Source organism: Ruegeria sp. O5, assembly GCF_056535105.1.
This window is the reverse complement of record NZ_JBQERN010000001.1, coordinates 865,082-886,031: the sequence shown is the minus strand read 5'-3', so window position 1 is coordinate 886,031 and position 20,950 is coordinate 865,082. Positions and strand designations below refer to the sequence as shown.

Genomic DNA, 20,950 nt, shown 5'->3' with positions numbered 1-20,950 from the left:
CCTCCGGTAAGCTGGGTCCGGGCGGTGTTGCCCGGACCCAGACTGAGATCAGAAGTTCGCCGCGTCCAGTGCCATTATCGTGTCCGCGCCGGTCTGGATTCGCGCCAGATGCATCGCTGTCGCGGGCAGGCGGCGGGCCATGTAGAAACGGCCGGTGGCAATCTTGGTCTCGTAGAATTCTTTGTCCGAGGCTCCACCATCCAGCGCTTCCTGAGCCGCTTTCGCCATTTGCGCCCACATCAGGCCCAGGCAAACATGGCCGAACATGTGCATAAAGTCATAGGAACCGGACAATGCGTTATTCGGGTTCTTCATGCCTTCCTGCATGAAATACATGCCAGCGGCCTGAAGATCCTTGGATGCGGCTTTCAGCGGTTCGATGAACGCCTTGTCGTATGCTTCGTTCTGGCCCGCGTTTTCCTTGCAGAAGGTTTTGACCATCTCGAAGAACGCCATGACGTGCTTGCCGCCATCCTGCGCCAGCTTGCGACCCACAAGATCAAGCGCCTGAACGCCATTTGCACCTTCGTAGATCATCGCGATGCGGGCGTCGCGGGTATATTGCGACATGCCCCATTCTTCGATGTAGCCATGGCCACCATAGACCTGCTGCGCCTGAACGGTCATGTCGTAGCCTTCGTCGGTCAGGAAGCCTTTGATGACCGGGGTCAGCAGCGAGATCAGCCCGTCCGCATCCTTGTCTCCCGCGCGGTGCGCCTTGTCGATCATGGTCGCGCCCCAAAGGATGAACGCGCGCGCGCCTTCGGTAAAGCTTTTCTGATCCATCAGGTTGCGACGGATATCAGGATGCACGATCAGAGGATCGGCCGGACCATCCGGGTTCTTGACACCGGTCACATCGCGACCCTGCAAACGGTCCTTGGCGTATTCCAGAGCATTCTGATAGGCCGCTTCGGCTTGCGACAGGCCCTGCATGCCCACCCCCAGACGCGCTTCGTTCATCATGGTGAACATGGCGCGCATGCCCTTGTGCTCTTCGCCCAGCAGCCAGCCGGTGGCTTCGTCATAGTTCATGACGCAGGTCGAGTTGCCGTGGATGCCCATTTTCTCTTCGATCTTGCCGACCGATACGCCGTTGCGCTCGCCCAGGCTGCCGTCTTCGTTCACAATGAACTTGGGCACAATGAACAGCGACACGCCTTTGATGCCCTTGGGGCCACCTGGGATCTTGGCCAGCACCAGGTGGACGATGTTGTTTGCCATGTCGTGGTCGCCAGCCGAGATAAAGATCTTCTGGCCGGAGATCTTGTAGCTGCCGTCACCCTGCGGTTCTGCCTTGGTGCGCATCAGGCCCAGATCGGTGCCACAATGTGGTTCGGTCAGGTTCATGGTGCCGGTCCATTCACAGCTGACCATGTTGGGCAGGTATTTGTTCTTCTGCTCGTCTGTTCCGTGCGCCAGAATGGCCGAGGCTGCGCCATGGGTCAGGCCCTGATACATGGTGAAAGCCTGGTTGGAGCCCGAGAACATCTCACCCACGGCTGTGCCGATCACGTAAGGCATGTTCTGGCCACCATACTCTTCCGGCATGTCGAGGCCAGTCCAGCCACCTTCCTTCATCTGCTCGAAGGCGTCTTTGAACCCGGTAGGGGTGTACACAATGCCGTTTTCCAACCGGCACCCTTCGGTGTCACCAACAACGTTCAAAGGATGCAGGACGTTGGTGGCAACCTTGCCTGCTTCTTCCAGAACTGCGCCGGTGAATTCGGGCTCCAGTTCGTCATAGCCGGGGATGTCCGACTGCGAGACTTTCAGAACATCGTGCAGAATGAACTGCATGTCTTTGGTTGGCGCGTTGTAAACGGGCATGTGAAGCTCCCTTAATTCATATGTCCGGAAGGCAGGGCGAGGTTACTCGGCCGCCTTCTTTTCCTGTTTCATCGAGGCGATGACTTTCTCGCCCCAGCGCAACTGCTCTTTCAGATCGTCGATGGCCTGCGTCAGCTCTTCGCGGCGCGATTCCATGTCAGCCAGACGCTCGCACGCGATTTCATATGTGCGATTCATCTGGGTGACCTGTTGATCGCCCACATGGTAGAGATCCAGCAGCTGTCGAATTTCCTCGAGGCTGAACCCGAATCTTTTGCCGCGCAGGATCAGCTTCAGCCGCGCCCGGTCACGTTTGGTGAACAGACGTTTTTGGCCTTCGCGGATCGGGAACAGTAGTTCCTTTGCCTCATAGAACCGCAAGGTGCGTGGTGTGACATCATAGGTCTCGCACATCTCGCGGATGGTCATCACATCTTCGGTCATTCGTCATACTCTCGTCACTGGCGTCATGAGACATGAGTTGCGCAGTTGGTGGGTGCTTTACAACATGTGAGTGACGTTTACGTAATCCAGACGCTGCGTCACTTTGAAGTTGACGTAACATCCGTGCACGTAAGGGGCTTTCGGCGAAATTTTGTTACCGTTACGTCAACTGATTTTCGGCATGAATAAACGGGTGCCTTGAAGGGGATGCGCACCGGTTTTGACAGGTTCTGCCACCTGCAATGCTTGATTATGAAATATCGGAAAAGGTTATTCCAGCGACTTGGCCGTTTGGTCGCGCAGGCTTTTGAGTTCGTCCATTGCCTCATCCAGTTGCTGTCGCTGCTGCTGAAGCTCACTCATCTGGCGGTCCGCCATTTCGACAAAGGTGGCCATCTGGGCCTCGTTTCCCTGATCTTCATAGATCAGTAGCCATTGGCGAATCTCTTCTAGAGGAAAACCAAACTTTCGGCCGCGCATGATCAGTTTCATCCGCGCGCATTCCCGGGCCCCGTAAAAGCGCGAACGCCCTTCGCGGTCCGGTTGCAAAAGCTCGATATATTCGTAGTAGCGCAGGGTGCGCGGCGTCACGTCAAACTCGGCGCACATTTCTTTGAATGACAAACGGTTGTTGGACATTCCCGGTCTCCTCGTCAGCAACCTAGGCGGTCCCGATCCCAAGCGCAACAGGTAGGCTTGCTCTTTACCGGAACACCGGCTCATAAAGGCGGTGCAGAGAACAGGACGCATACTTATGGTCGATAAGACAGTTTTAGCCCGCCAGTTTATCGAGGCGATCCCCCATGCGCGGGCATTGAACCTTACGCTCACGCAGATCGGTGAGGGTGAGGCAGAGATAACTCTGCCCTACAACAAAGACCTGATCGGGGATCCGCGTACAGGGGTGATTCATGGGGGAGCGATATCCACGATTCTGGACACCTGTTGTGGCGCTGCGGTGATGAGCCACCCATCGGCCCCCGGAGGAACCGCAACAATCGATCTGCGGATTGACTATATGCGCGCGGCGACACCCGGTCAGACGATTACTGCTCATGCCGTCTGTCACCATATCACGCGAAACGTTGCCTTCGTGCGGGCCACCGCAATGGACAACGACACGGACCTGCCGGTGGCGACAGCCTCAGGGTCCTTTACGGTTGAAGGGAAGTAATATGCCAAGACCTCGTCCCGAGCCGATGCAGGTGGTCAAGCAGCGCCGCGATGCAGCCCTGCGTGCGCTTGTCGACGGCGTACCGTATATACGTTTCCTGAACATCAGTTTTGACAGGCGCGGGGATGAGCTGACCGGTGTTTTGAATTTCGATGACAAGCTGATCGGCAATCCGTTTCTGCCTGCAATTCATGGCGGCGTAACCGCAGCTTTTTTGGAGGTGACAGCCGTTATCACGCTGAGCTGGGAACACATGTTCCCAAGTATTGAAAGCGGAGAGATCGATGCAGAGGCCATCGTGTCAGACGAAAGCATCCGGTTTCCCAAGACGATCGACTTTACCGTCGACTATCTGCGTTCGGGCTTGCCGCGAGACGCCTATGCGCGGGCATTTATCAGCCGGTCGGGGCGGCGTTACGCCTCGGTACGGGTTGAAGCCTGGCAGGACAATCATGCGAAACTGTTTGCGCAGGCCTCCGGGCATTTCCTGATGCCGCAACCGCCTCGGGGCAAGAGCTGACCATGCAGGACGCCTCGGCGCCCATCACGCATCGACGGGTGCTGAAGATCGCTGTGCCGATTGTCCTGTCGAACGCCACCGTTCCGATTCTGGGGGCAGTTGATACCGGCGTTGTCGGCCAGTTGGGGCAGGCTGCGCCTATTGGTGCGGTCGGGATCGGTGCAGTGATCCTGTCAACGATCTACTGGATCTTCGGTTTCTTGCGGATGGGAACCACCGGGATGGCGGCGCAGGCACGCGGGGCAGGCGACGCTGTTGAAACCCGGGCATTGCTGATGCGCGGCCTGATGCTTGGCGGCGCGGCTGGGCTGTTCTTTATCCTTACACAAGTGGCCGTGTTCGCGGGTGCGTTCGCTTTATCTCCGGCAAGCCCCGAGGTCGAAACGCTGGCCCACGCCTATCTTGAGATTCGAATTTGGGGCGCTCCTGCCACTATCGCGCTTTATGCGGTTACCGGATGGTTGATTGCGGTTGAACGCACGCGCGGGGTTTTTGTTCTTCAGGTCTGGATGAACGGATTGAACATCGTTCTGGATCTATGGTTCGTGCTTGGTCTCGGCTGGGGTGTCGAAGGGGTTGCCATTGCCACTTTGATTGCGGAATGGACAGGTCTGGCGCTGGGCCTTTGGCTGTGTCGGGATGGGTTCAAAGACGGAACCTGGCGTGACTGGGCTCGCATATTTGATGCCGCTCGGCTGCAACGGATGTTGCAGGTCAACGGCGATATCATGATCCGGTCGGTTTTGCTGACCGGATCCTTCACGACCTTTCTTTTCGTCGGTTCGGATCTGGGTGATGTCAATCTGGCGGCCAATCAGGTCTTGCTTCAGTTTCTTGAAATCACGGCTTTCGCGCTGGACGGGTTCGCCTTTTCCGCCGAGGCTCTGGTCGGAAGCGCGGTGGGTGCCAGAGACAGGTATCAGGTGCGCCGTGCGTCTGTCATGACCTCGCAATGGGGTGTTGGGGGTGCCCTGTTACTGGGTGCGGTTTTCTTCGTCGCCGGACCCGCGTTGATCGACGTCATGTCGACCTCACCGCAGGTGCGTGAGGCGGGGCGCGAGTTTCTTGTCTGGGCCGCGTTGGCACCCGTTATTGGCGTGGCAAGCTGGATGTTTGACGGAATCTACATAGGTGCTACATGGACCCGGGCAATGCGCAGCGCGATGTTCCAATCGGTTGTGTTCTATCTGGTTGCGCTGTTTATTCTGGTGCCAAGCTTCGGAAATCACGGCCTGTGGGCCGCGTTGATGGTGCTTAATATCGCGCGCGGCGTGACTTTAGGATGGCGCTATCCCAAGCTCGAGGCGCAGGTGGCCTAGAGCAGCACAAGAAGGTTTTCCGGTGGACGCCCGATGGCGGCCTTATCCCCAGCAATGGCAAGCGGACGCTCAATCAGGATCGGGTTTTCGGCCATGGCCCGGATCAGGGCGTCGTCTGGCGAGGCCTTTGTCAGCCCCAGTTCCTTGAACCGGGATTCTCCGGTACGCATCATCTCAACGGGCGAAAGCCCCAATGCGGATTGTGCCGCTCGCAGCTCATCGATTGATGGTGCATCCTCAAGATATTTGCGCACCGTGACCCGTGCGCCATTCTCTTCCAGCAACGCAAGACCGGCGCGGGACTTTGAACAGCGCGGGTTGTGCCAATATTCGATCATAGCCAGTCCTCTCGTTTGCTGCCGACGGCCTGAGCCACATTGTCAAAGCCGTCGCAGGCCAGCAGTTCATCCAACCCGTTCGCAATGTCAGCCGCCAGAGAAATGCCGCCATACACCATCGCCGTATAGAACTGCACAGCAGATGCCCCGGCGCAGATCTTGGCATAGGCCTGTTCCGCATTGCTGATGCCACCCACGCCGATCAGGGGAATGTCACCCCCGGTCAACTGGCTGAGCCGCGCCAGAACACGTGTTGATTTCTCGAACAGCGGTGCGCCAGACAGTCCGCCGGTTTCACCTTTGTGCGAACTGCGCAACCCGTCACGCGACAGGGTGGTGTTGGTGGCGATCACGGCATCCACACGGGTCTCGCGCGCAACATCGGCAATGTCCTGCAACTCGGCATCGGTCAGGTCCGGCGCGATTTTCAGGAAGATGGGCAGTGGGCGAGGCAGCGCATCACGGGTTTCAATCACACCGCTCAAAAGCGCGCTCAGCGCTGCTTTGCCCTGTAAATCCCGCAGCTTTTCCGTATTCGGGGATGACACGTTGACGGTGGCAAAATCCAGATGCGGGGCACAATGCGCCAGCACCTTGACGAAATCACCCGCGCGATCCTCGCTGTCCTTGTTGGCGCCCAGATTCAGGCCGATCACCGCATTTTTGGGGCGATCAGCAAGCCGTTTTGCCATCACCTCCATGCCTTCGTTGTTGAAGCCAAAACGGTTGATCGCCGCTTTGTCCTCGGTCAGGCGAAACAGGCGGGGTTTAGGGTTTCCCGGTTGCGGGCGCGGTGTGACGGCCCCGACTTCGATGAAACCGAACCCTGCGCGCGACAGCGGCGTCAGAACTTCTCCGTTCTTGTCGAAGCCCGCGGCCAATCCTACTGGATTCGGCAGGTCCAACCCGGCAAGGCTTGTTTTCAGGCGCGGCGTTGTCACAGGCCCCGGCGCAGGCGCAAGCCCCGCCTTCAAAGCCCTGATCGACATCCCGTGGGCGGTTTCGGGATCCATGCAGTGCAGGGCTGCAAGCCCGAGTTTCTCGGTCAGTTTCATCCGAACGCTTTCCCGCTTTTGCTTGATCCGCACCGGATCAGGCGCGAGGTTTCTACCGCAGCCTGCCGATGGACCACCGCCGCCCGGTAGGCCGGATCAGTCACCATTTCCAGAAACGCATATGCAGTCGGATAGCGTGCGATAAAGACGGCATCCCATACCTCATCAGCCGGTCCGATCAGAGTCGTTTCAAATGCACCCCGCCACAGGATGCTTGCCCCGATACGGCCAATGATTGGGGCGGTTTCAGTCCCGTATTTCTGATAGGCCTGAGCCCCGGTCAGCCCTGCGCCAGCCAATTCATGTGATTTGGGATACTGCGCCTCGGCGCGGAATTTCACCAGATTGAGCATTTCGATCGGCTGGTCGCGCTCCAGAGCCTTGAATGCCTCGAACTGGGCGCGATCCGGATCGACATAGGATGTCATGCCATGTCCTCGGGAAACTGATGTGCCGTGCCGACAAAAGGCAGGGGGCGCGCCCAGACGACATCGCTTAACCTGATCTGACGATACAGATGCGGAAACAGGGCGTCTCCTCGCGACACTTCCCATTTCAGGTCATCGCCCATGGCATCAGCATCGCAGGCCAACAGCGTAAGCCCTTCAACGCCCGCAAAATGCTTGGCGGCGGTTTCAGCAGCTTGTTCAGCGGTGGAAAAGTGAACAAACCCGTCTGACACGTCAATGGGTGCTCCGTTTGTGGCGCCCAGACTTTGCAGTTCAGCCCATTCGACGGCTCGGAAAATCTTGTAGATCAGCATGATGACCTGATGCCCCGCACGGCGCTTGGAATCAAGCTGGATTTCTCCTTTGACTCTCGGTCGACATAAGCGCACGATCCCCGGCAATAATAACAGGGAGTTCCAAGATGTTGACCCGATTTTTAACTTCGGTCGCGGTGCTGGGCCTGACGGCGGGTGCCGCAGCAGCCGATTACAAGCTGACAATTCTGCACACCAACGATTTCCATTCGCGCTTTGAGCCGATCAACAAATACGACAGCGGATGCGGTGCGGAAGACAATGCAGAAGGTAAGTGCTTTGGCGGATCGGCGCGCCTTGTTACGGCAGTTGCCGATGCGCGCGCACGGGCAGAAAACTCGATTCTGGTGGATGGAGGTGACCAGTTCCAGGGGTCCCTTTTCTATACCTACTACAAGGGCAAGGTCGCGGCGGAGTTCATGAACAAGCTGGGCTATAACGCCATGACCGTTGGCAACCACGAGTTTGATGACGGCCCTGAAGTGTTGCGGGGGTTCATCGACTCGGTCGACTTCCCGGTTCTGATGTCCAACGCTGATATTCGCGACGAAGAGCTTTTGACGGACAGGATCAAGAAAGCGACCGTTATCGAAGTAGGCGGCGAGAAGATCGGCCTGATCGGCCTGACCCCAATCGACACGGATGAGCTTGCCTCGCCCGGCCCCAACGTCACGTTTTCGGACCCGGTGCCAGCTGTGCAGGCCGAAGTCGATAAACTGACAGGTGAAGGCGTCAACAAGATCATCGTTCTCAGCCACTCCGGCTATGGCGTCGATCAGCGTGTCGCGCAAGAGACGACCGGTGTTGATGTGATCGTAGGCGGGCATTCGAATACGTATCTTTCGAATGTGTCGGATAAGGCGGCAGGTCCGTACCCAACGGTGGTAAACGGCGTACAGATTGTTCAGGCCTATGCCTATGGCAAGTTTCTGGGCGAGTTGAACGTCACTTTCGATGACGACGGCAAAGTGATCGAGGCAGTTGGCGAGCCTTTGATCATGGACAACGCAGTGACCGAGGATCAGGCAGCGCTGGACCGTATAGCGGAACTGGCGGTGCCGTTGGATGAAATCCGCAACAAGGTCGTTGCAAGCGCTGCCGAAGCCATTGAAGGGGATCGCTCAATTTGTCGCGTGCAAGAATGCCAGATGGGCAACCTGGTTGCCGATGCGATGCTGGCGCGCGTGGCGGATCAGGGCGTTCAGATCGCCATTGCCAACTCCGGTGGGTTGCGGGCTTCTATCGATCCCGGTGATGTGACCATGGGCGAGGTTCTGACGGTGTTGCCTTTCCAGAATACACTGTCGACCTTTGAAATCAGCGGACAGGGTGTCATTGACGCACTCGAAAATGGCGTAAGTCAGGTGGAAGAAGTGAAAGGCCGATTCCCGCAGGTCGCCGGCCTAAGCTTCACTTGGGATCCAAGCGTTGCGCCGAACGAGGGACGCGTCAGCGAGGTAATGGTTGCCGAGGGTGACGGTTTTGTTCCGATCGACCCGAATAAGACCTACCTGGTCGTCACCAACAACTACGTCCGCAACGGCGGTGACGGGTACAAGATGTTCGAAGGCGACGACAAGAACGCCTATGACTTCGGCCCGGACCTTGCGGATGTCACCGCGGAATACCTGGCGGAAAATGCGCCCTATCAGCCCTATGTAGACGGGCGTATCAAACAGAAGTAACTTGGTTTACGACAAAGACAAAAGCCGCATCCCTGTGATGCGGCTTTTTTGTTTGGGAACGGATCAGCTGAAATCATATTCCGGCCAGAGTTTCGGATCGAACCCGTCCAGCATCGGTTTGATGTGCTCAGCAACCCCGCGCCAGCCGCCGATAGACTTGGTCGAGATCTTGTTGCGCACCTGATCGATGCTTGCCGTACGTACCTGTTTGGTGTTTTTCTCGGGGTGCATCATCGTTTCGGTCCACTCCAAATCGCAGAACGCAGCGACCTGCTGGCTGTAGGTTTTCGGGTCGGCCACCAGTTCTTCGTAAGGTACCGTCAGAATACGATTTCCGAACACGGTATCCCAATGCGCCATATAACGACGATACATATTTGCCGAATGGGCGATGGCTTGCATATTCGAGGCATAGCGCATTCCGCCCGCAGGAAAACATCTGATCCATTTGGACAATCCAACATCACGCGGATCGCGCAGCATGTTGATAATCTTTGCCTTTGGGAAGGCAGACAGCAGGAATCCAATACGTTGATAATTGTGCGGCATCTTATCGACAAAGGCGACAGAGTCGCCCGGAATGGGCGGCATCAATTCGAGGAATTCCCGCGCGAGCTCGGACGCTTTGGCAGCGTCATACTTCTGGCCTTTTTTCTCATACTCACGCGACAGATCGGCCCCCAAAGTCAGTTCGCCGCAACCGGAAATTCCGGGGGCTGAACTCAGCATCATTTCCATCAATGTCGTGCCAGAGCGGGGTTGACCCAGTACAAAGATCGGTGCTGGCCCCTCGGCAAAGCCGGACTCTGGTGCATCGGAATCGACAGGGAACAAGCTGGTGATCCGGAACAGTTTTTCCTCTTCATCCGCCGGGACATAGGGGTTGCCTTGGTGCTGAATTTCATTGGCCCGCGCATAATGCGGCATGGCGGCATTCAACCCGTCTAACTTTGAAATCAAATGCGCCTTGGCGAACTGGAGTTCCAGCTTATCATCTCCCTTTTCGGAGATGGCTTTATTAACGGCTTCCAGCAGCTCCGGAGCTTCTTCTGTGGTTGCAATTGCCGATAATTGCAGCAAAGCCGACATATGTTCGGGTTCGTTTTGAAGAACGCGCCTCAGTATTGCTTTGGACTCGTTCTTTTCACCCGTTTGGTGAAGGTTTACAGACTTAATAAGGGCAATCTTTGTGTTCTCGGGGTCCAACTCGTAGGCGCGGGCGACATCCCGCGAGTTTTCATCGTCAAAGCCGATATTGGCGTAAGCTCTGGCCCGTTTTGCAAGAAGGTCCACATTGTCTGGATCGCTCTCCAGCTTCTTGCTCGCATGTTCGATCATCATGCGCCAATTGGTGCCTTTGAGGTGAATTTCATCCAGCACGCGGTTCAATTCCTGGTTGTTGGGGAATTGCTCCAGCTTTTGTTCGGTATAGTCCAGGGCTTTAGGAATTTGCCCGGTCTGCATCAATGCATTCGCCAGGTTTTCGACAAACTGCAGGTCGTCCGGTTTCATCCGCGAGGCTTCAACAAAATGCGGAATTGATTTCTTGTATTGCTTCATCTCGGTCAAAACAAAGCCGGCGATGGCATGATAATCCGAGTCTTTTGGGAATTTCTTGACACCCAGCTGGGCCTTTTTCAAAGCTTGCGGCAGCTTGCCTGCTTCCAGAAGCGCCAGTGCTTTGCTCTTGAGGGATTGCGTTGTCTGGTATTCCATGTGACCCCGTGAGATCCTGTGCCTGTATCAAGAATGTATCGGTGGTTCATTACCCATGTGCGGACGGTTTGCAATAACTCTTCCCAACGACGCAATGGCGCAGCTGTTTTCGGCGCGCCCGGCAAATGCGCTACCTGTGGTGCCGAATTTCAATGTTTGTCCGACAAATCAGGTACATGTCGTGCGTAGCGGCGAAACAGGCCGCCATCTGGATGCGCTGCGCTGGGGATTTCTGCCACATTGGTACAAGACCGAAACGGCGGGGCCGTTACTGATCAACGCCCGGGCCGAGACCCTGGCGGACAAGCCCGCCTTTCGCGATGCCTGCCGGACGCGCCGCTGCCTGATCATAGCGACTGGGTTCTATGAATGGACAAAAACGGAACAGGGAACGCGCCTGCCTTGGTATATCCACCGTCAGGACAAAGCTCCCATTGCCTTTGCCGGGGTCTGGCAGGACTGGGGCCCTGAAAGCGAACGGCAGGGCACCTGTGCTATCGTGACGACGGCTGCCAGCAAAAGGCTTGAGGTCATTCATCAGCGAATGCCCTTGATCGTAGAACCCAATGACTGGCCATTGTGGTTGGGTGAAGCCGGAAAAGGGGCCGCACGGCTGATGCAGCCGGGGAACGAGGATGTGTTGACCTTCCACCGGGTCGGGCCTGCGGTGAACTCGAACCGGGCCAGCGGGCCAGAGCTGGTCGAACCTTGTGACGCGTGACCTTTTCTTTGGAAACGCGGCAAGCTAGACCTTCGGCATGGCTCTGAAATTTCCTGACCTGACCCAACTTTACGCGCACAGGTATGATACCGTGATCGACGTTCGCAGCCCTGCCGAGTTTGCCGAAGATCATCTGCCGGGTGCAATAAACCTGCCTGTGCTGAACAACGAGGAACGCGCCCGGGTCGGAACCATTTATGTACAGGACAGCCCCTTTCTGGCGCGCAAGCTGGGTGCTGCTATGGTATTCCGCAATGCAGCCAATCACATCGAACACCACCTCAGCCATCATGACGGAGCGTGGCGCCCCTTGGTCTATTGCTGGCGCGGTGGACAGCGTTCCGGATCATTCACATGGATGTTGCAGCAAATTGGCTGGCGCGCCGAAGTGGTAGACGGCGGCTATCGTACCTACCGTCGATTGGTGAACGCTTATTTGTACGATGATCCCTTGCCACATCGGCTGATCGCGCTGGATGGCTACACGGGCACCGCAAAGACCGATCTTTTGGCTCTGTTGCACGCACGAGGCGTACAGATTCTGGACCTTGAAGCGCTGGCCAACCATCGCGGGTCCTTGCTGGGCGAAAGGCCAGGGGGGCAGCCCAGTCAGAAGGGGTTTGAATCTGCCCTGTCCGCTGCGCTGTGTTCAATGGATCCGGCGCGTCCAGTCGTGGTCGAAGCGGAATCATCCAAAATTGGCAGCTTGATCCTGCCACCCAGCCTTTGGAACGCGTTGTGTAATGCTCCGCGTGTGAACATCACGGCTTCGATTGAAGCACGTTCGGCCTATCTGGTGCGGGCTTATGACGACATCCTGTCTGACAGTGACCGTTTGCGTGACCGGTTATCGCCGCTGCGGTTCCATCGCGGGCATGAGGTCGTGGACGGATGGCTGCGATTGATTGATGCGGGTCAAAAACAGGCGCTGACACGGGCCTTGATGGAACAGCATTATGATCCCGCATACACCAAATCCCGGCAATCCCGCCCGGTGCAGGTATTGGCCAGTTTTGATGTGGAAACTTTGGACAACACGGGGCTGAGCAACGCGGCCGCGCAAATTGAAAGCCTTCTGGATCAGCTTTGAAGGCGCAAACCCGGTGTGTCGGTCAGCTGGCCAATGATCATTGCCGTATATCCCGCGTCCAGAAGATCTTGCAGAAGGGTTTCGGCGTCCTTCGCATTCACGGCGGCCAGCAAACCCCCGGCTGTTTGCGGGTCAAAAAGCAGCGCCGCCTTGCCCCCGGACGCAAGATCGGGCGCAATCGCGTTGTTGTCGGCAAAAATCGTTGACCGGACCCCCTGATCCGTCAGCGCAAGCGCGCCGTCCATCACCTTTACCGCGTCCAGTTCAAGCGTAGCGCCGCAATGCGATGCGTCGCAGATGCCTTGCAGATGCCCGGCCAGACCAAACCCGGTCACGTCGGTCATCGCATGGGCGTTGGCCAAAATGCGGGCTGCATCGCCCTGGGGCTGTGTCATATGTTTGTAGGCTGCCGCGACCCAGGCCCCTTCGGCAAGACCAGCCATTTCCGCCGCCATCAGAACACCGCTTCCCAAGGGTTTTGTCAGGATCAGGCGATCCCCCGGCTGACCACCCGCCAATGTAATCGGAGTAGCCTTGCACAGGCCAGTCAGCGTGAAACCGACAGTCATCTCATCGCCCATTGAGCTGTGCCCGCCCACGATTTCCGCGCCCGCAGCCCGCATGACGTCACTCGCGACTGACATGATTTCGGACATTGTGCGGCTTTGCAGGGCGGCAGACATGCGCGGCAGGATGATTGTTGCCGTGGCCGCCTGAGGTGCGGCCCCCATGGCCCAGATATCCCCCAGGGCGTGAACGGCAGCGATCCGCGTCATAAGTGCGGGATCGTTGGTGAAAGCCCGCAGGTGGTCAGACGTCATGACTTGCTGCGCCCCGCCTGTTTGCAAAAGCGCGGCATCGTCGCCGGGTAGGGCGGTGATGTCGGTACGAGCAGGGGCGGGGAGGGATTTCAGGGCGATTTGCAATGCGTCGCGCCCGATCTTTGCTCCACATCCTCCGCACATGGGCTTTTCACCCAAAACCCCATCAAGCCCAGCGGCCCGGTCGCGTGGCAGGGCGGGCGGTGTCATTCGCGGCAGGTCGCGAAACTTTTTCATGAAACTCTGGTCGATATGGTTCTTCCAGGCCCACATCAACGGGCCGCTGAACGATGTTCCCAAACGCTCGGCCAGTGCTGACTTGCCACCTAGTGAGATCAGTTTGAGATAGTCTTTTTGCGGTGTGTATTTTCGCATCCGTCCCGCGCCGAGCGCTGCGCGCAGATTATCGAACAAAACCGGCGCTTCGCGCACCGCATAGACGCCAGCCTTCGGTCTGGGGTTTTCCGAAAGATGGGCGCAATCCCCGGCGGCAAACACAGCCGGATCACTGGATTGCAGGTAGCTGTTCACGCGGATGTATCCGTCCTGAAGGTCAAGCCCTGTATTTGCGATCCAGTCATAGGCGCGTGCTCCGGCGGCACCGGTCACGAAACCAGCCGGAATTGTGCGCCCGTCCTGTAGTTCCACGTGATCCTGCCCGATCCGGGTGATCACCTTGTTTTCGATCACCTCCACGCCAAGATCATGCATTGCAATCCGGATTGTTGCCGCCGCCTTGGGTTTGGTTGCAGTCAGGGCCGAGGCACTATCGATCAGGGTAATCTGTGCCGCCCGCCCCCTGGCCTTTAACGCGTGCGCCATCGCCATGACCAGTTCGACGCCCGCGACGCCGCCGCCGATCACAGCGACCGAGGCCGGCCCTTGACCCTTTAGATACTCGGCCCATTTTGCGGCAAAGGGTCCCAACGGCTTGGCTGGCACTGCATGTTCCGCAAAGCCCGGCAGGGCGGGCATGTCCGATGTGATCCCTACATTGACCGAAGCCACATCGAAGCCTACCGGAGGATGCCCGGGGACGTGCACTTCATGTGTTTCGGTGTCGATGCCACTGACCGCACCCAAGATCACACGTGCACCTGCGAAGCGGGCCAATCTGACAAGATCGATATCCAACTCCCACCGGTCGTAATGACCGGCGACATATCCGGGCAACATTCCTGAGTAGGGGGCAGTGGGGCTGGGGTTGATCACGGTTACCCGCGCGCCGGGCAAAGGGCTCATTCCCCATTTGCGCAGCAGCAGAGCATGGGTGTGGCCGCCGCCAATTAAAACCAGATCACGGGTCAGGGGCAGCGGAGATGTGTGCATTTGTGTTAATTCGCGCTGTGGTCCGGAACATCCTCGACCTGCTCGACGGCGTGGGTGGCCCAAAGCTCATCCTCGCCAGCATCGGGCAGGTCGCTGGGCAGTTCATGACGGTGAATGTGCCATTTTGCAATGAACAGGGCCGTGATCGGAGCCGTCAGGAATAAAAACAGCGTGATCAGAAGCTCGTGCAGCGACAGTTTGCCTTCCAGCAGAACGGAATGGGTGATCGAAGCCAGCAACACCCCACCCACGCCTAAAGTTGTCGCCTTGGTCGGCGCGTGAAGGCGGGACATAGGGTCATTCAGCTTGATCATGCCGAAGGACCCGACAAACCCGAAAACACCCGAGATTATAAGGAAAACGGCGATCAGCAGCTCTGCAATGAATGTCATATCGCCCTCATTCGATGATGTTGCCGCGCAGCATGAAGCGCGCATATGCCACGGTCGAGACGAAACCCAGCATCGCGATGATCATGGCCGCTTCAAAGAAAATCTCGGTCCCTTTCGACAGGCCATAAAGGATCATCAGGGCAATCGTGTTGATGACCATTGTATCCAGAGCCAGAACCCGGGTCCCAACGCCGTCTGCGGTGATGATCCGCCACAGACACATCATGATCGCCGCGCCGAAACAGGCAAATGCAAAGTAGATTGCGTATTCGATCATTCGAAAATCTCCTTCAGGCGACGTTCATAGCGCTGCTTGATTTCGTCGCGCACCTGATCCGGGTTTGGTGCATCCAGGCAATGGACCAGCAGATTGTGCCCCTGTGCCGACAGGTCGCAACTGACGGTGCCGGGTGTCATCGTGATGGTCCCGGCCAGCACGGTTATGGCCTCGGGTGTCCGAAGCTCCAGTGGAATGCACACCCAGTTGGGCCGCCGGTCTTCATTGCGTTTGAACAGGACGATGCGGGCCACGGTCACGTTCGCGACGACAATATCCCACAGCACTACGATCATGTATTCGGCGACCATTGGCCAGTTGCGCAGCTTGGGCCTGTCGGGCCAGTAGGGTTGTGTGACAAAGGGAATGATGATCCCAAGGATCAGGCCAAAGACCAGAGAATTCAGCGACGGCTTGTTCGCCAGCAGGATCCAGACGATCGTCAACAAAATGGTCAGGTGCGGGTGCGGAAATATCCGGTGTAGCAGTTTCATCACTCGGCCCCTCCCAATACGGCAGAGATGTAGTTTTCAGGCGTAAACAGCTGCCCTGCGGTTTGGCTTGTATATTCCAGCGCAGGGCCCGCGAACAATGTTAGCAGGATCAGGCCGGCTACGGCGCCAAACACGGCAGTAAAGGCCAGACCGGGTTGTGGTTCAGGTGCGACCGGTGCGGGGGCAGCTTCATTTTCCGCTGGCTCTGCTATCGGAACAGCCTGAGTGTCGTAGCTTTTCCAGAAAATCAAAGTTCCGGCTCGGGCCAAGCCAATTATTGTGACGAATGAGCTGATCAGAATCACGGCCCAGACCGTCGTGGCATCCGAAGCATCGCGCGAGGCGTCCAGCACAAGCAGCTTGCCTATAAAGCCGGACAAGGGCGGCATTCCCGCCATCGCAATCGCCCCCACGAAGAACAGTGCGGACACCAAACCGCTTTGCGGCATCGGTGGCGTCGGCGCGATGGCCCCGCCGCGCCGCGCCATCACCAGATCGGCAACCAGGAACAGCAGGGCTGTCGCCAGCGTCGAATGGAACACATAGTACAGCGCCGCAGCTGTCGCATCAGGCGTGAATTGCGAGATCGCGATCAACAGGGTGCCCATGGATGCAATCGCGCAGAACGCCACCATGCGGGCGATATGTTTTGACCCCAGAATACCGATAGCCCCGACAGCCAGAGTGACAAGTGCAGCAGGTTGCAACCACTCACCCACCAGACCCTCTGTCGCTGCGACATCGGGGCCAAAGGCCAATGTGAACATCCGCAGAATCGAGTAAGCCCCAACTTTGGTCATGATTGCAAACAGGGCCGCGACGGGCATTGGCGCATTGGCATAGCTGGCAGGTAGCCAGAAATGCAGGGGCAGAACGGCGGCCTTGATGCAAAAGACCAAAAGCAAAAGGACTGCGCCAACCCGCAACAATGCCGTATCCTCGGCCGGGATTTCGGCAACCCTTGTGGCGATATCCGCCATGTTCAGTGTCCCGGTCACGCCATAGATCGTGCCCAAGGCGAACAGGAACAAGGTCGATCCCAACAGGTTGTAGGCCACATATTGCACACCCGCCTTCAACCGTACCGCACCGCCACCATGGGTCATCAGACCGTAAGAGGCGATCAGCAGAACTTCGAAAAACACGAAAAGGTTAAAGGCATCTCCGGTCAGAAACGCGCCGCAGACACCCATAAGCTGAAAATGGAATAGGGCGTGGAAGTGTTTGCCCCTATCATCCCAGCCCGAAGCTATTGCATAGAGGACAATCGGTAAGGCCAGCAGCGCGGTTAGTAGAACCATCATGGCCGACATTCGATCCAGTACCATGACAATGCCAAACGGGGCAGGCCAGTCACCAAGTTCGTAAACCTGAATATCTCCACCCGAAGCCTGAGCTGTGATTGTCAGGGCGATACCCAACAGGGCTACAACACCGGCAACGGAAAAGATGCGCTGCAGGTCCAGATGGTATCGCAAAACCATGATGCTAAACGGAGCCAGGATCGCGGGCAGGACGATCGGCGCAACGATCCAGTGGTTCATGCGTCTTCTCCCGCGGCATCCACGCTGTCCTGCGCTGTCATGTCGATATGGTCATCCTTGGAGGACAGGTACGCGCTGAGCGAAATCATCACGATCACCGCGGTCATCCCAAAGGATATCACAATTGCGGTCAGCACCAGCGCCTGTGGCAGAGGATCGGTATAAGCGACGTCCTTGTATTTGTTCAGAACCGGCGGGGCGTTCAGCGCAAGGCGCCCGGTCGCGAACAGGAACACGTTGACCGCGTAAGTAATCAGCGACAAGCCCAGAATGACAGGGAACGTCCGGCGGCGCAGGATCAGGAATATTCCGGCTGCGGTCAAGATACCGACGGCAGAGGCTACGAGCGCTTCCATCAGGCCTGCTCCTTCTCTTGTTCTTTTTCCGGTGGAGAGTCCCGCAGGGGATTGATATCCATCGGGAATTCCTGTGCCATCCCGGGCTGCCATGCAAAGCGGGACAGGCTGTCGAGCGCCAGCATGACCGCCCCCAGAACCGCAAGGAACACGCCCGTGTCAAACAGCATGGCGGTGGCCCATTCGAATTCCTCAAGCGGGGGCCAGTGGAGATAGCCAAAATCACTGGTCAGGAAGGGGCGTTCATTGAACCAGGCCCCCAGACCCGTGGCCGCAGCGATCAGCACACCCCAGCCAATGGTGCCGTGGTAATAAAACCGCTGCCGCTCGATCGCCCAAGTATAGCCGCTGGCCATGTATTGCATCAGATAGGCGATGGCGACGATCAGCCCGGCGATAAATCCGCCGCCGGGCTGGTTGTGCCCACGGAAGAAAATATAGGCTCCGACCATCAGCGCAATCGGCATCATCACGCGGGTCGCCACAACCATCATCAGCGGGTGTGAATCACCGGACTGGGGCCAGTGCGGTTTGCGATTCAGCAGGTAACTGCGGACATTGGTGCTTAGCACGGATTCCGTCAGCGCAAAGATAATCAGCGCGGCAATGCCCAGCACGATGATCTCTCCAAACGTATCAAAACCCCGGAAGTCGACCAGGATCACGTTGACCACATTGGTGCCGCCACCGCCCTTATAGGAATTGGCCAGATGGAACTCTGAAATCGTTGGAAATGCAAAATCGCGCATCATCATCGCGTAGACCAGCGCGCCGGTGCCAAGACCGGCAACGACGGAAATCGCGGCATCCCGCCATCGCCGCGCTGTGCTGCTGTCCCATGGCGTCTCGGTCGGCAGGAAGTTCAGCGACAGCAGCAACAAGATCATCGTTACCACCTCGACCGAGATTTGCGTCAGGGCAAGGTCCGGAGCGGAAAGATAGTTGAACGCGATGGAAACGATCAGGCCCACGACGCCGATCAACACCAGCGACAACAGGCGGTTCCGGTGGAACCACATGATACCAAGCGTTGCGCCCACCAGACAAATCCAGCCGATGATCGGAATGATCTGCGCTGGCAGCGGAACGCGGGTTTCCACGCCGATGGTTCCTGTCGAATAGGCGTAATAACCAAGGCCCACGGTGAAAGCGACGAAGATGATCGCATAGCGGCTGAGAACACCGTTATGCATCTCATCGGTTATCCAGCGGCTTAATCTGGTCAGCGCGTCGATGATAGCCTCAAAGATTACCTTGGCCTCGGGCCGGGGCAGGGCATTCCAGACCTGCTCGCCGCGTTTGTGCAGCGCCAGCAGGAAAAGGCCGCCCAATGTCGCAACAACCGACATGTAAAGTGCGGGCGTGAAGCCATGCCACAGTTTGAGCGAGTAATACGGCAGCTTCTCGCCGCCTATCACCGCGCTGGAAACCACGGCGATCAGGGGGCCAACGATCGCGGCGGAATTCAGACCGATCAGGACGACCAGTACAACCAGCAGTGCGGGCGCCAGCCACAGCCCGACAGGCGGGTCATGCGGATGGCTGGGATAGTCTTCTCGCTTGGGTCCAAGGAAAACATGGCTGACGAAGCGGAAAGAATAAGCGGCCGAGAACAGCGCTGCCAAAAGTGCCAGCCCCGGAACCAGATAATGTGAATGCAACCAGGTGGTATGCACAGTCTCTTCCAGCATCATCTCTTTCGACAAAAAGCCATTCAGCGGCGGCAGACCCGCCATGGAAAGGGCTGCGATGGTGCCGATGGTAAAGGTGATCGGCATCAGGTGGCGCAGGCCACCCAGCCGTTTCAGGTTCCGCGTACCGGTCTCGTGATCCACGATTCCGGCGGTCATGAACAGGGCGGCCTTGAAGGTCGCATGGTTGATGATGTGGAAAATGGCGGCCACGGCGGCAATTTTAGTGCCAAAGCCCAACAGCATGGTGATCAGGCCCAGATGGGATACGGTCGAAAAGGCCAGCAACGCCTTTAGATCATCCTTGAACAGCGCGATGACCGCACCCAGCAGCATGGTGATCAGACCAGTCGTGGCCACGATGTAGAACCACGCATCTGTTCCTGCCAGAACCGGCCACATCCGCGCCATCAGGAACAGACCGGCCTTCACCATGGTGGCCGAGTGCAAATAGGCGGAAACCGGTGTCGGTGCGGCCATCGCATGCGGCAGCCAGAAGTGAAACGGGAACTGTGCCGACTTGGTGAAAGCGCCCAACAGGATCAGGATCAACGCCGGCAGGTAGTAGGGGGACGCCTGAATCAGTTCCTTGCTCTGCAAAATGACACTCAGGTCATAGGACCCAACGATATTGCCGAGGATCAGCATCCCGGCGATCATCGCCAACCCACCCGAGCCGGTGACGGCCAAAGCCATGCGCGCGCCCTGTCGGCCATCGGGCAGATGTTTCCAATAGCCGATTAGCAGGAATGAGCTGAGCGATGTAAGTTCCCAGAAAACAATCAAAAGTAGGATATTGTCGGACAGGACAATACCAACCATCGCCCCCTGAAATAGCAGCAGGTAGGTATAGAACTGCCCCATCGGGTCTTCGCGCGACAGGTAAAACCGTGCGTAGAGAATGATGAGCAATCCAATGCCGAGGATCAGCAAGGCGAAAAGAAATCCCAGCCCGTCCAGCATGAAATTCGCGTTCAGGCCCAACCTCGGTATCCAGTCAAACCGGGCAGTCACGACGTCTCCGCGCATGACCGAAGGGATGTGGATCAGCAGCCCCATCAGGGCCAGAAATGTGGTCAACCCGGCTGCGGATGCGGCAGCGTTTCGGCCCGCGCGGATCAGCAGTGCGGGAAATACAGCACCAAGGAAGGGAAGGGCCGCAATAAGGAATAGGGACAAGTGCGATACTCCGGTCTGGGCGGTCAGGGTGAGGTCAATTTTGTAAGGATATTTTGCCGACTGTCCAGAGATGGCAACTTTTTTGCCGGGCTCCAATGGATCACCAATGCATTGGTGGCACTGCGCATTAATGACGCGATCTTGATCTGCGAGCTGTGTTTCACCGCGCAACTTGCTGTGTGGTTGTGCTAGAACCAGCATCAGCGAACAGG

General features: G+C 57.5%; 21 protein-coding genes. 6 read left to right on the top strand and 15 right to left on the bottom strand.

The annotated features are described in order from the left end of the window. Positions 1–48 precede the first annotated feature (48 nt). From ACR0M3_RS04415 to ACR0M3_RS04405, 3 genes are all read right to left on the bottom strand, one after another. Complete coding sequence (locus ACR0M3_RS04415) at positions 49–1,830, bottom strand: acyl-CoA dehydrogenase C-terminal domain-containing protein (protein WP_480909830.1); 1,782 nt, start codon at positions 1,828–1,830, stop codon at positions 49–51. Between the two features lie 42 nt (positions 1,831–1,872). Beyond that, entirely contained in the window at positions 1,873–2,274 is a 402-nt protein-coding gene (locus tag ACR0M3_RS04410; RefSeq protein WP_209503256.1) for a MerR family transcriptional regulator, read from the bottom strand. Between the two features lie 270 nt (positions 2,275–2,544). Further along, positions 2,545–2,913 carry a MerR family transcriptional regulator gene (locus ACR0M3_RS04405; protein ID WP_267364662.1) on the bottom strand — a complete coding sequence of 123 codons (369 nt, stop codon included), beginning with the start codon at positions 2,911–2,913 and terminating at the stop codon, positions 2,545–2,547. A gap of 115 nt (positions 2,914–3,028) precedes the next feature. Here ACR0M3_RS04405 and ACR0M3_RS04400 point away from each other — a divergent pair, with 115 nt between their 5' ends. Genes ACR0M3_RS04400 through ACR0M3_RS04390 form a run of 3 tightly spaced genes read left to right on the top strand, consistent with a single transcriptional unit; the run spans position 3,029 to position 5,287 of the window. After that, positions 3,029–3,448 carry a PaaI family thioesterase gene (locus ACR0M3_RS04400; protein ID WP_209503260.1) on the top strand — a complete coding sequence of 140 codons (420 nt, stop codon included), beginning with the start codon at positions 3,029–3,031 and terminating at the stop codon, positions 3,446–3,448. Between the two features lies 1 nt (position 3,449). Further along, positions 3,450–3,968: a PaaI family thioesterase gene (locus ACR0M3_RS04395; RefSeq protein WP_267364663.1), complete on the top strand. Its 519-nt coding sequence runs from the start codon at positions 3,450–3,452 to the stop codon at positions 3,966–3,968. A gap of 2 nt (positions 3,969–3,970) precedes the next feature. Further along, a complete protein-coding gene (locus ACR0M3_RS04390) occupies positions 3,971–5,287 on the top strand; it encodes an MATE family efflux transporter (RefSeq protein WP_480909829.1) in 1,317 nt (438 codons plus the stop codon). Here ACR0M3_RS04390 and arsC read toward each other — a convergent pair. Genes arsC through ACR0M3_RS04370 form a run of 4 tightly spaced genes read right to left on the bottom strand, consistent with a single transcriptional unit; the run spans position 5,284 to position 7,443 of the window. Continuing rightward, positions 5,284–5,625 (bottom strand): arsenate reductase (glutaredoxin), encoded by a 342-nt coding sequence (gene arsC / locus ACR0M3_RS04385; RefSeq protein WP_480485174.1) that lies wholly within the window; start codon positions 5,623–5,625, stop codon positions 5,284–5,286. The two genes, ACR0M3_RS04390 and arsC, sit on opposite strands and share 4 nt — an antisense overlap. Continuing rightward, positions 5,622–6,680, bottom strand: coding sequence for a quinone-dependent dihydroorotate dehydrogenase (locus ACR0M3_RS04380; RefSeq protein ID WP_480909828.1), 1,059 nt, complete (start codon positions 6,678–6,680; stop codon positions 5,622–5,624). The genes arsC and ACR0M3_RS04380 overlap by 4 nt, the downstream gene beginning before the upstream one ends. Beyond that, positions 6,677–7,108, bottom strand: a complete 432-nt coding sequence (locus ACR0M3_RS04375) for a DUF1330 domain-containing protein (RefSeq protein ID WP_480909827.1) — start codon at positions 7,106–7,108, stop codon at positions 6,677–6,679. The genes ACR0M3_RS04380 and ACR0M3_RS04375 overlap by 4 nt, the downstream gene beginning before the upstream one ends. Continuing rightward, positions 7,105–7,443 (bottom strand): DUF952 domain-containing protein, encoded by a 339-nt coding sequence (locus ACR0M3_RS04370; protein ID WP_480909826.1) that lies wholly within the window; start codon positions 7,441–7,443, stop codon positions 7,105–7,107. Before ACR0M3_RS04370 ends, ACR0M3_RS04375 begins: the two co-directional genes overlap by 4 nt. A 107-nt stretch (positions 7,444–7,550) precedes the next feature. On the opposite strand from ACR0M3_RS04370, the gene ACR0M3_RS04365 reads away from it, so the two are divergent. After that, complete coding sequence (locus tag ACR0M3_RS04365; protein ID WP_480909825.1) at positions 7,551–9,128, top strand: bifunctional metallophosphatase/5'-nucleotidase; 1,578 nt, start codon at positions 7,551–7,553, stop codon at positions 9,126–9,128. Positions 9,129–9,191: 63 nt separating this feature from the next. Here ACR0M3_RS04365 and ACR0M3_RS04360 read toward each other — a convergent pair whose 3' ends face one another. Further along, complete coding sequence (locus tag ACR0M3_RS04360; RefSeq protein ID WP_480898045.1) at positions 9,192–10,844, bottom strand: tetratricopeptide repeat-containing sulfotransferase family protein; 1,653 nt, start codon at positions 10,842–10,844, stop codon at positions 9,192–9,194. 55 nt (positions 10,845–10,899) lie between these two features. Here ACR0M3_RS04360 and ACR0M3_RS04355 point away from each other — a divergent pair, with 55 nt between their 5' ends. Together ACR0M3_RS04355 and mnmH are read left to right on the top strand one after the other, a co-directional pair. Next, on the top strand, positions 10,900–11,565 hold the full coding sequence (locus ACR0M3_RS04355; protein ID WP_480558296.1) for an SOS response-associated peptidase: 666 nt from the start codon (positions 10,900–10,902) through the stop codon (positions 11,563–11,565). Between the two features lie 37 nt (positions 11,566–11,602). Next, a complete protein-coding gene (mnmH, locus tag ACR0M3_RS04350) occupies positions 11,603–12,655 on the top strand; it encodes a tRNA 2-selenouridine(34) synthase MnmH (protein WP_480909824.1) in 1,053 nt (350 codons plus the stop codon). Here the strand turns inward: mnmH and selD are convergent. From selD to ACR0M3_RS04315, 7 genes are read right to left on the bottom strand one after another with little or no spacing between them, the layout of a single operon-like run. Beyond that, positions 12,646–14,805, bottom strand: a complete 2,160-nt coding sequence (gene selD / locus ACR0M3_RS04345; protein WP_480909823.1) for a selenide, water dikinase SelD — start codon at positions 14,803–14,805, stop codon at positions 12,646–12,648. The two genes, mnmH and selD, sit on opposite strands and share 10 nt — an antisense overlap. Positions 14,806–14,810: 5 nt before the next feature. Then, on the bottom strand, positions 14,811–15,197 hold the full coding sequence (locus tag ACR0M3_RS04340; protein WP_209597047.1) for a Na+/H+ antiporter subunit G: 387 nt from the start codon (positions 15,195–15,197) through the stop codon (positions 14,811–14,813). Between the two features lie 7 nt (positions 15,198–15,204). Then, the gene (locus tag ACR0M3_RS04335) at positions 15,205–15,474 is read right to left on the bottom strand and encodes a K+/H+ antiporter subunit F (RefSeq protein ID WP_209503286.1); all 270 of its coding nucleotides are present in this window, start codon (positions 15,472–15,474) and stop codon (positions 15,205–15,207) included. Continuing rightward, on the bottom strand, positions 15,471–15,968 hold the full coding sequence (locus ACR0M3_RS04330) for a Na+/H+ antiporter subunit E (RefSeq protein ID WP_209504851.1): 498 nt from the start codon (positions 15,966–15,968) through the stop codon (positions 15,471–15,473). Before ACR0M3_RS04330 ends, ACR0M3_RS04335 begins: the two co-directional genes overlap by 4 nt. Continuing rightward, the gene (locus ACR0M3_RS04325; RefSeq protein WP_480909822.1) at positions 15,968–17,512 is read right to left on the bottom strand and encodes a monovalent cation/H+ antiporter subunit D; all 1,545 of its coding nucleotides are present in this window, start codon (positions 17,510–17,512) and stop codon (positions 15,968–15,970) included. Before ACR0M3_RS04325 ends, ACR0M3_RS04330 begins: the two co-directional genes overlap by 1 nt. Then, positions 17,509–17,868 (bottom strand): Na+/H+ antiporter subunit C, encoded by a 360-nt coding sequence (locus ACR0M3_RS04320; RefSeq protein ID WP_209503290.1) that lies wholly within the window; start codon positions 17,866–17,868, stop codon positions 17,509–17,511. Before ACR0M3_RS04320 ends, ACR0M3_RS04325 begins: the two co-directional genes overlap by 4 nt. After that, positions 17,868–20,738, bottom strand: coding sequence for a monovalent cation/H+ antiporter subunit A (locus ACR0M3_RS04315; protein WP_480909821.1), 2,871 nt, complete (start codon positions 20,736–20,738; stop codon positions 17,868–17,870). The genes ACR0M3_RS04320 and ACR0M3_RS04315 overlap by 1 nt, the downstream gene beginning before the upstream one ends. Between the last annotated feature and the right edge of the window lie 212 nt (positions 20,739–20,950).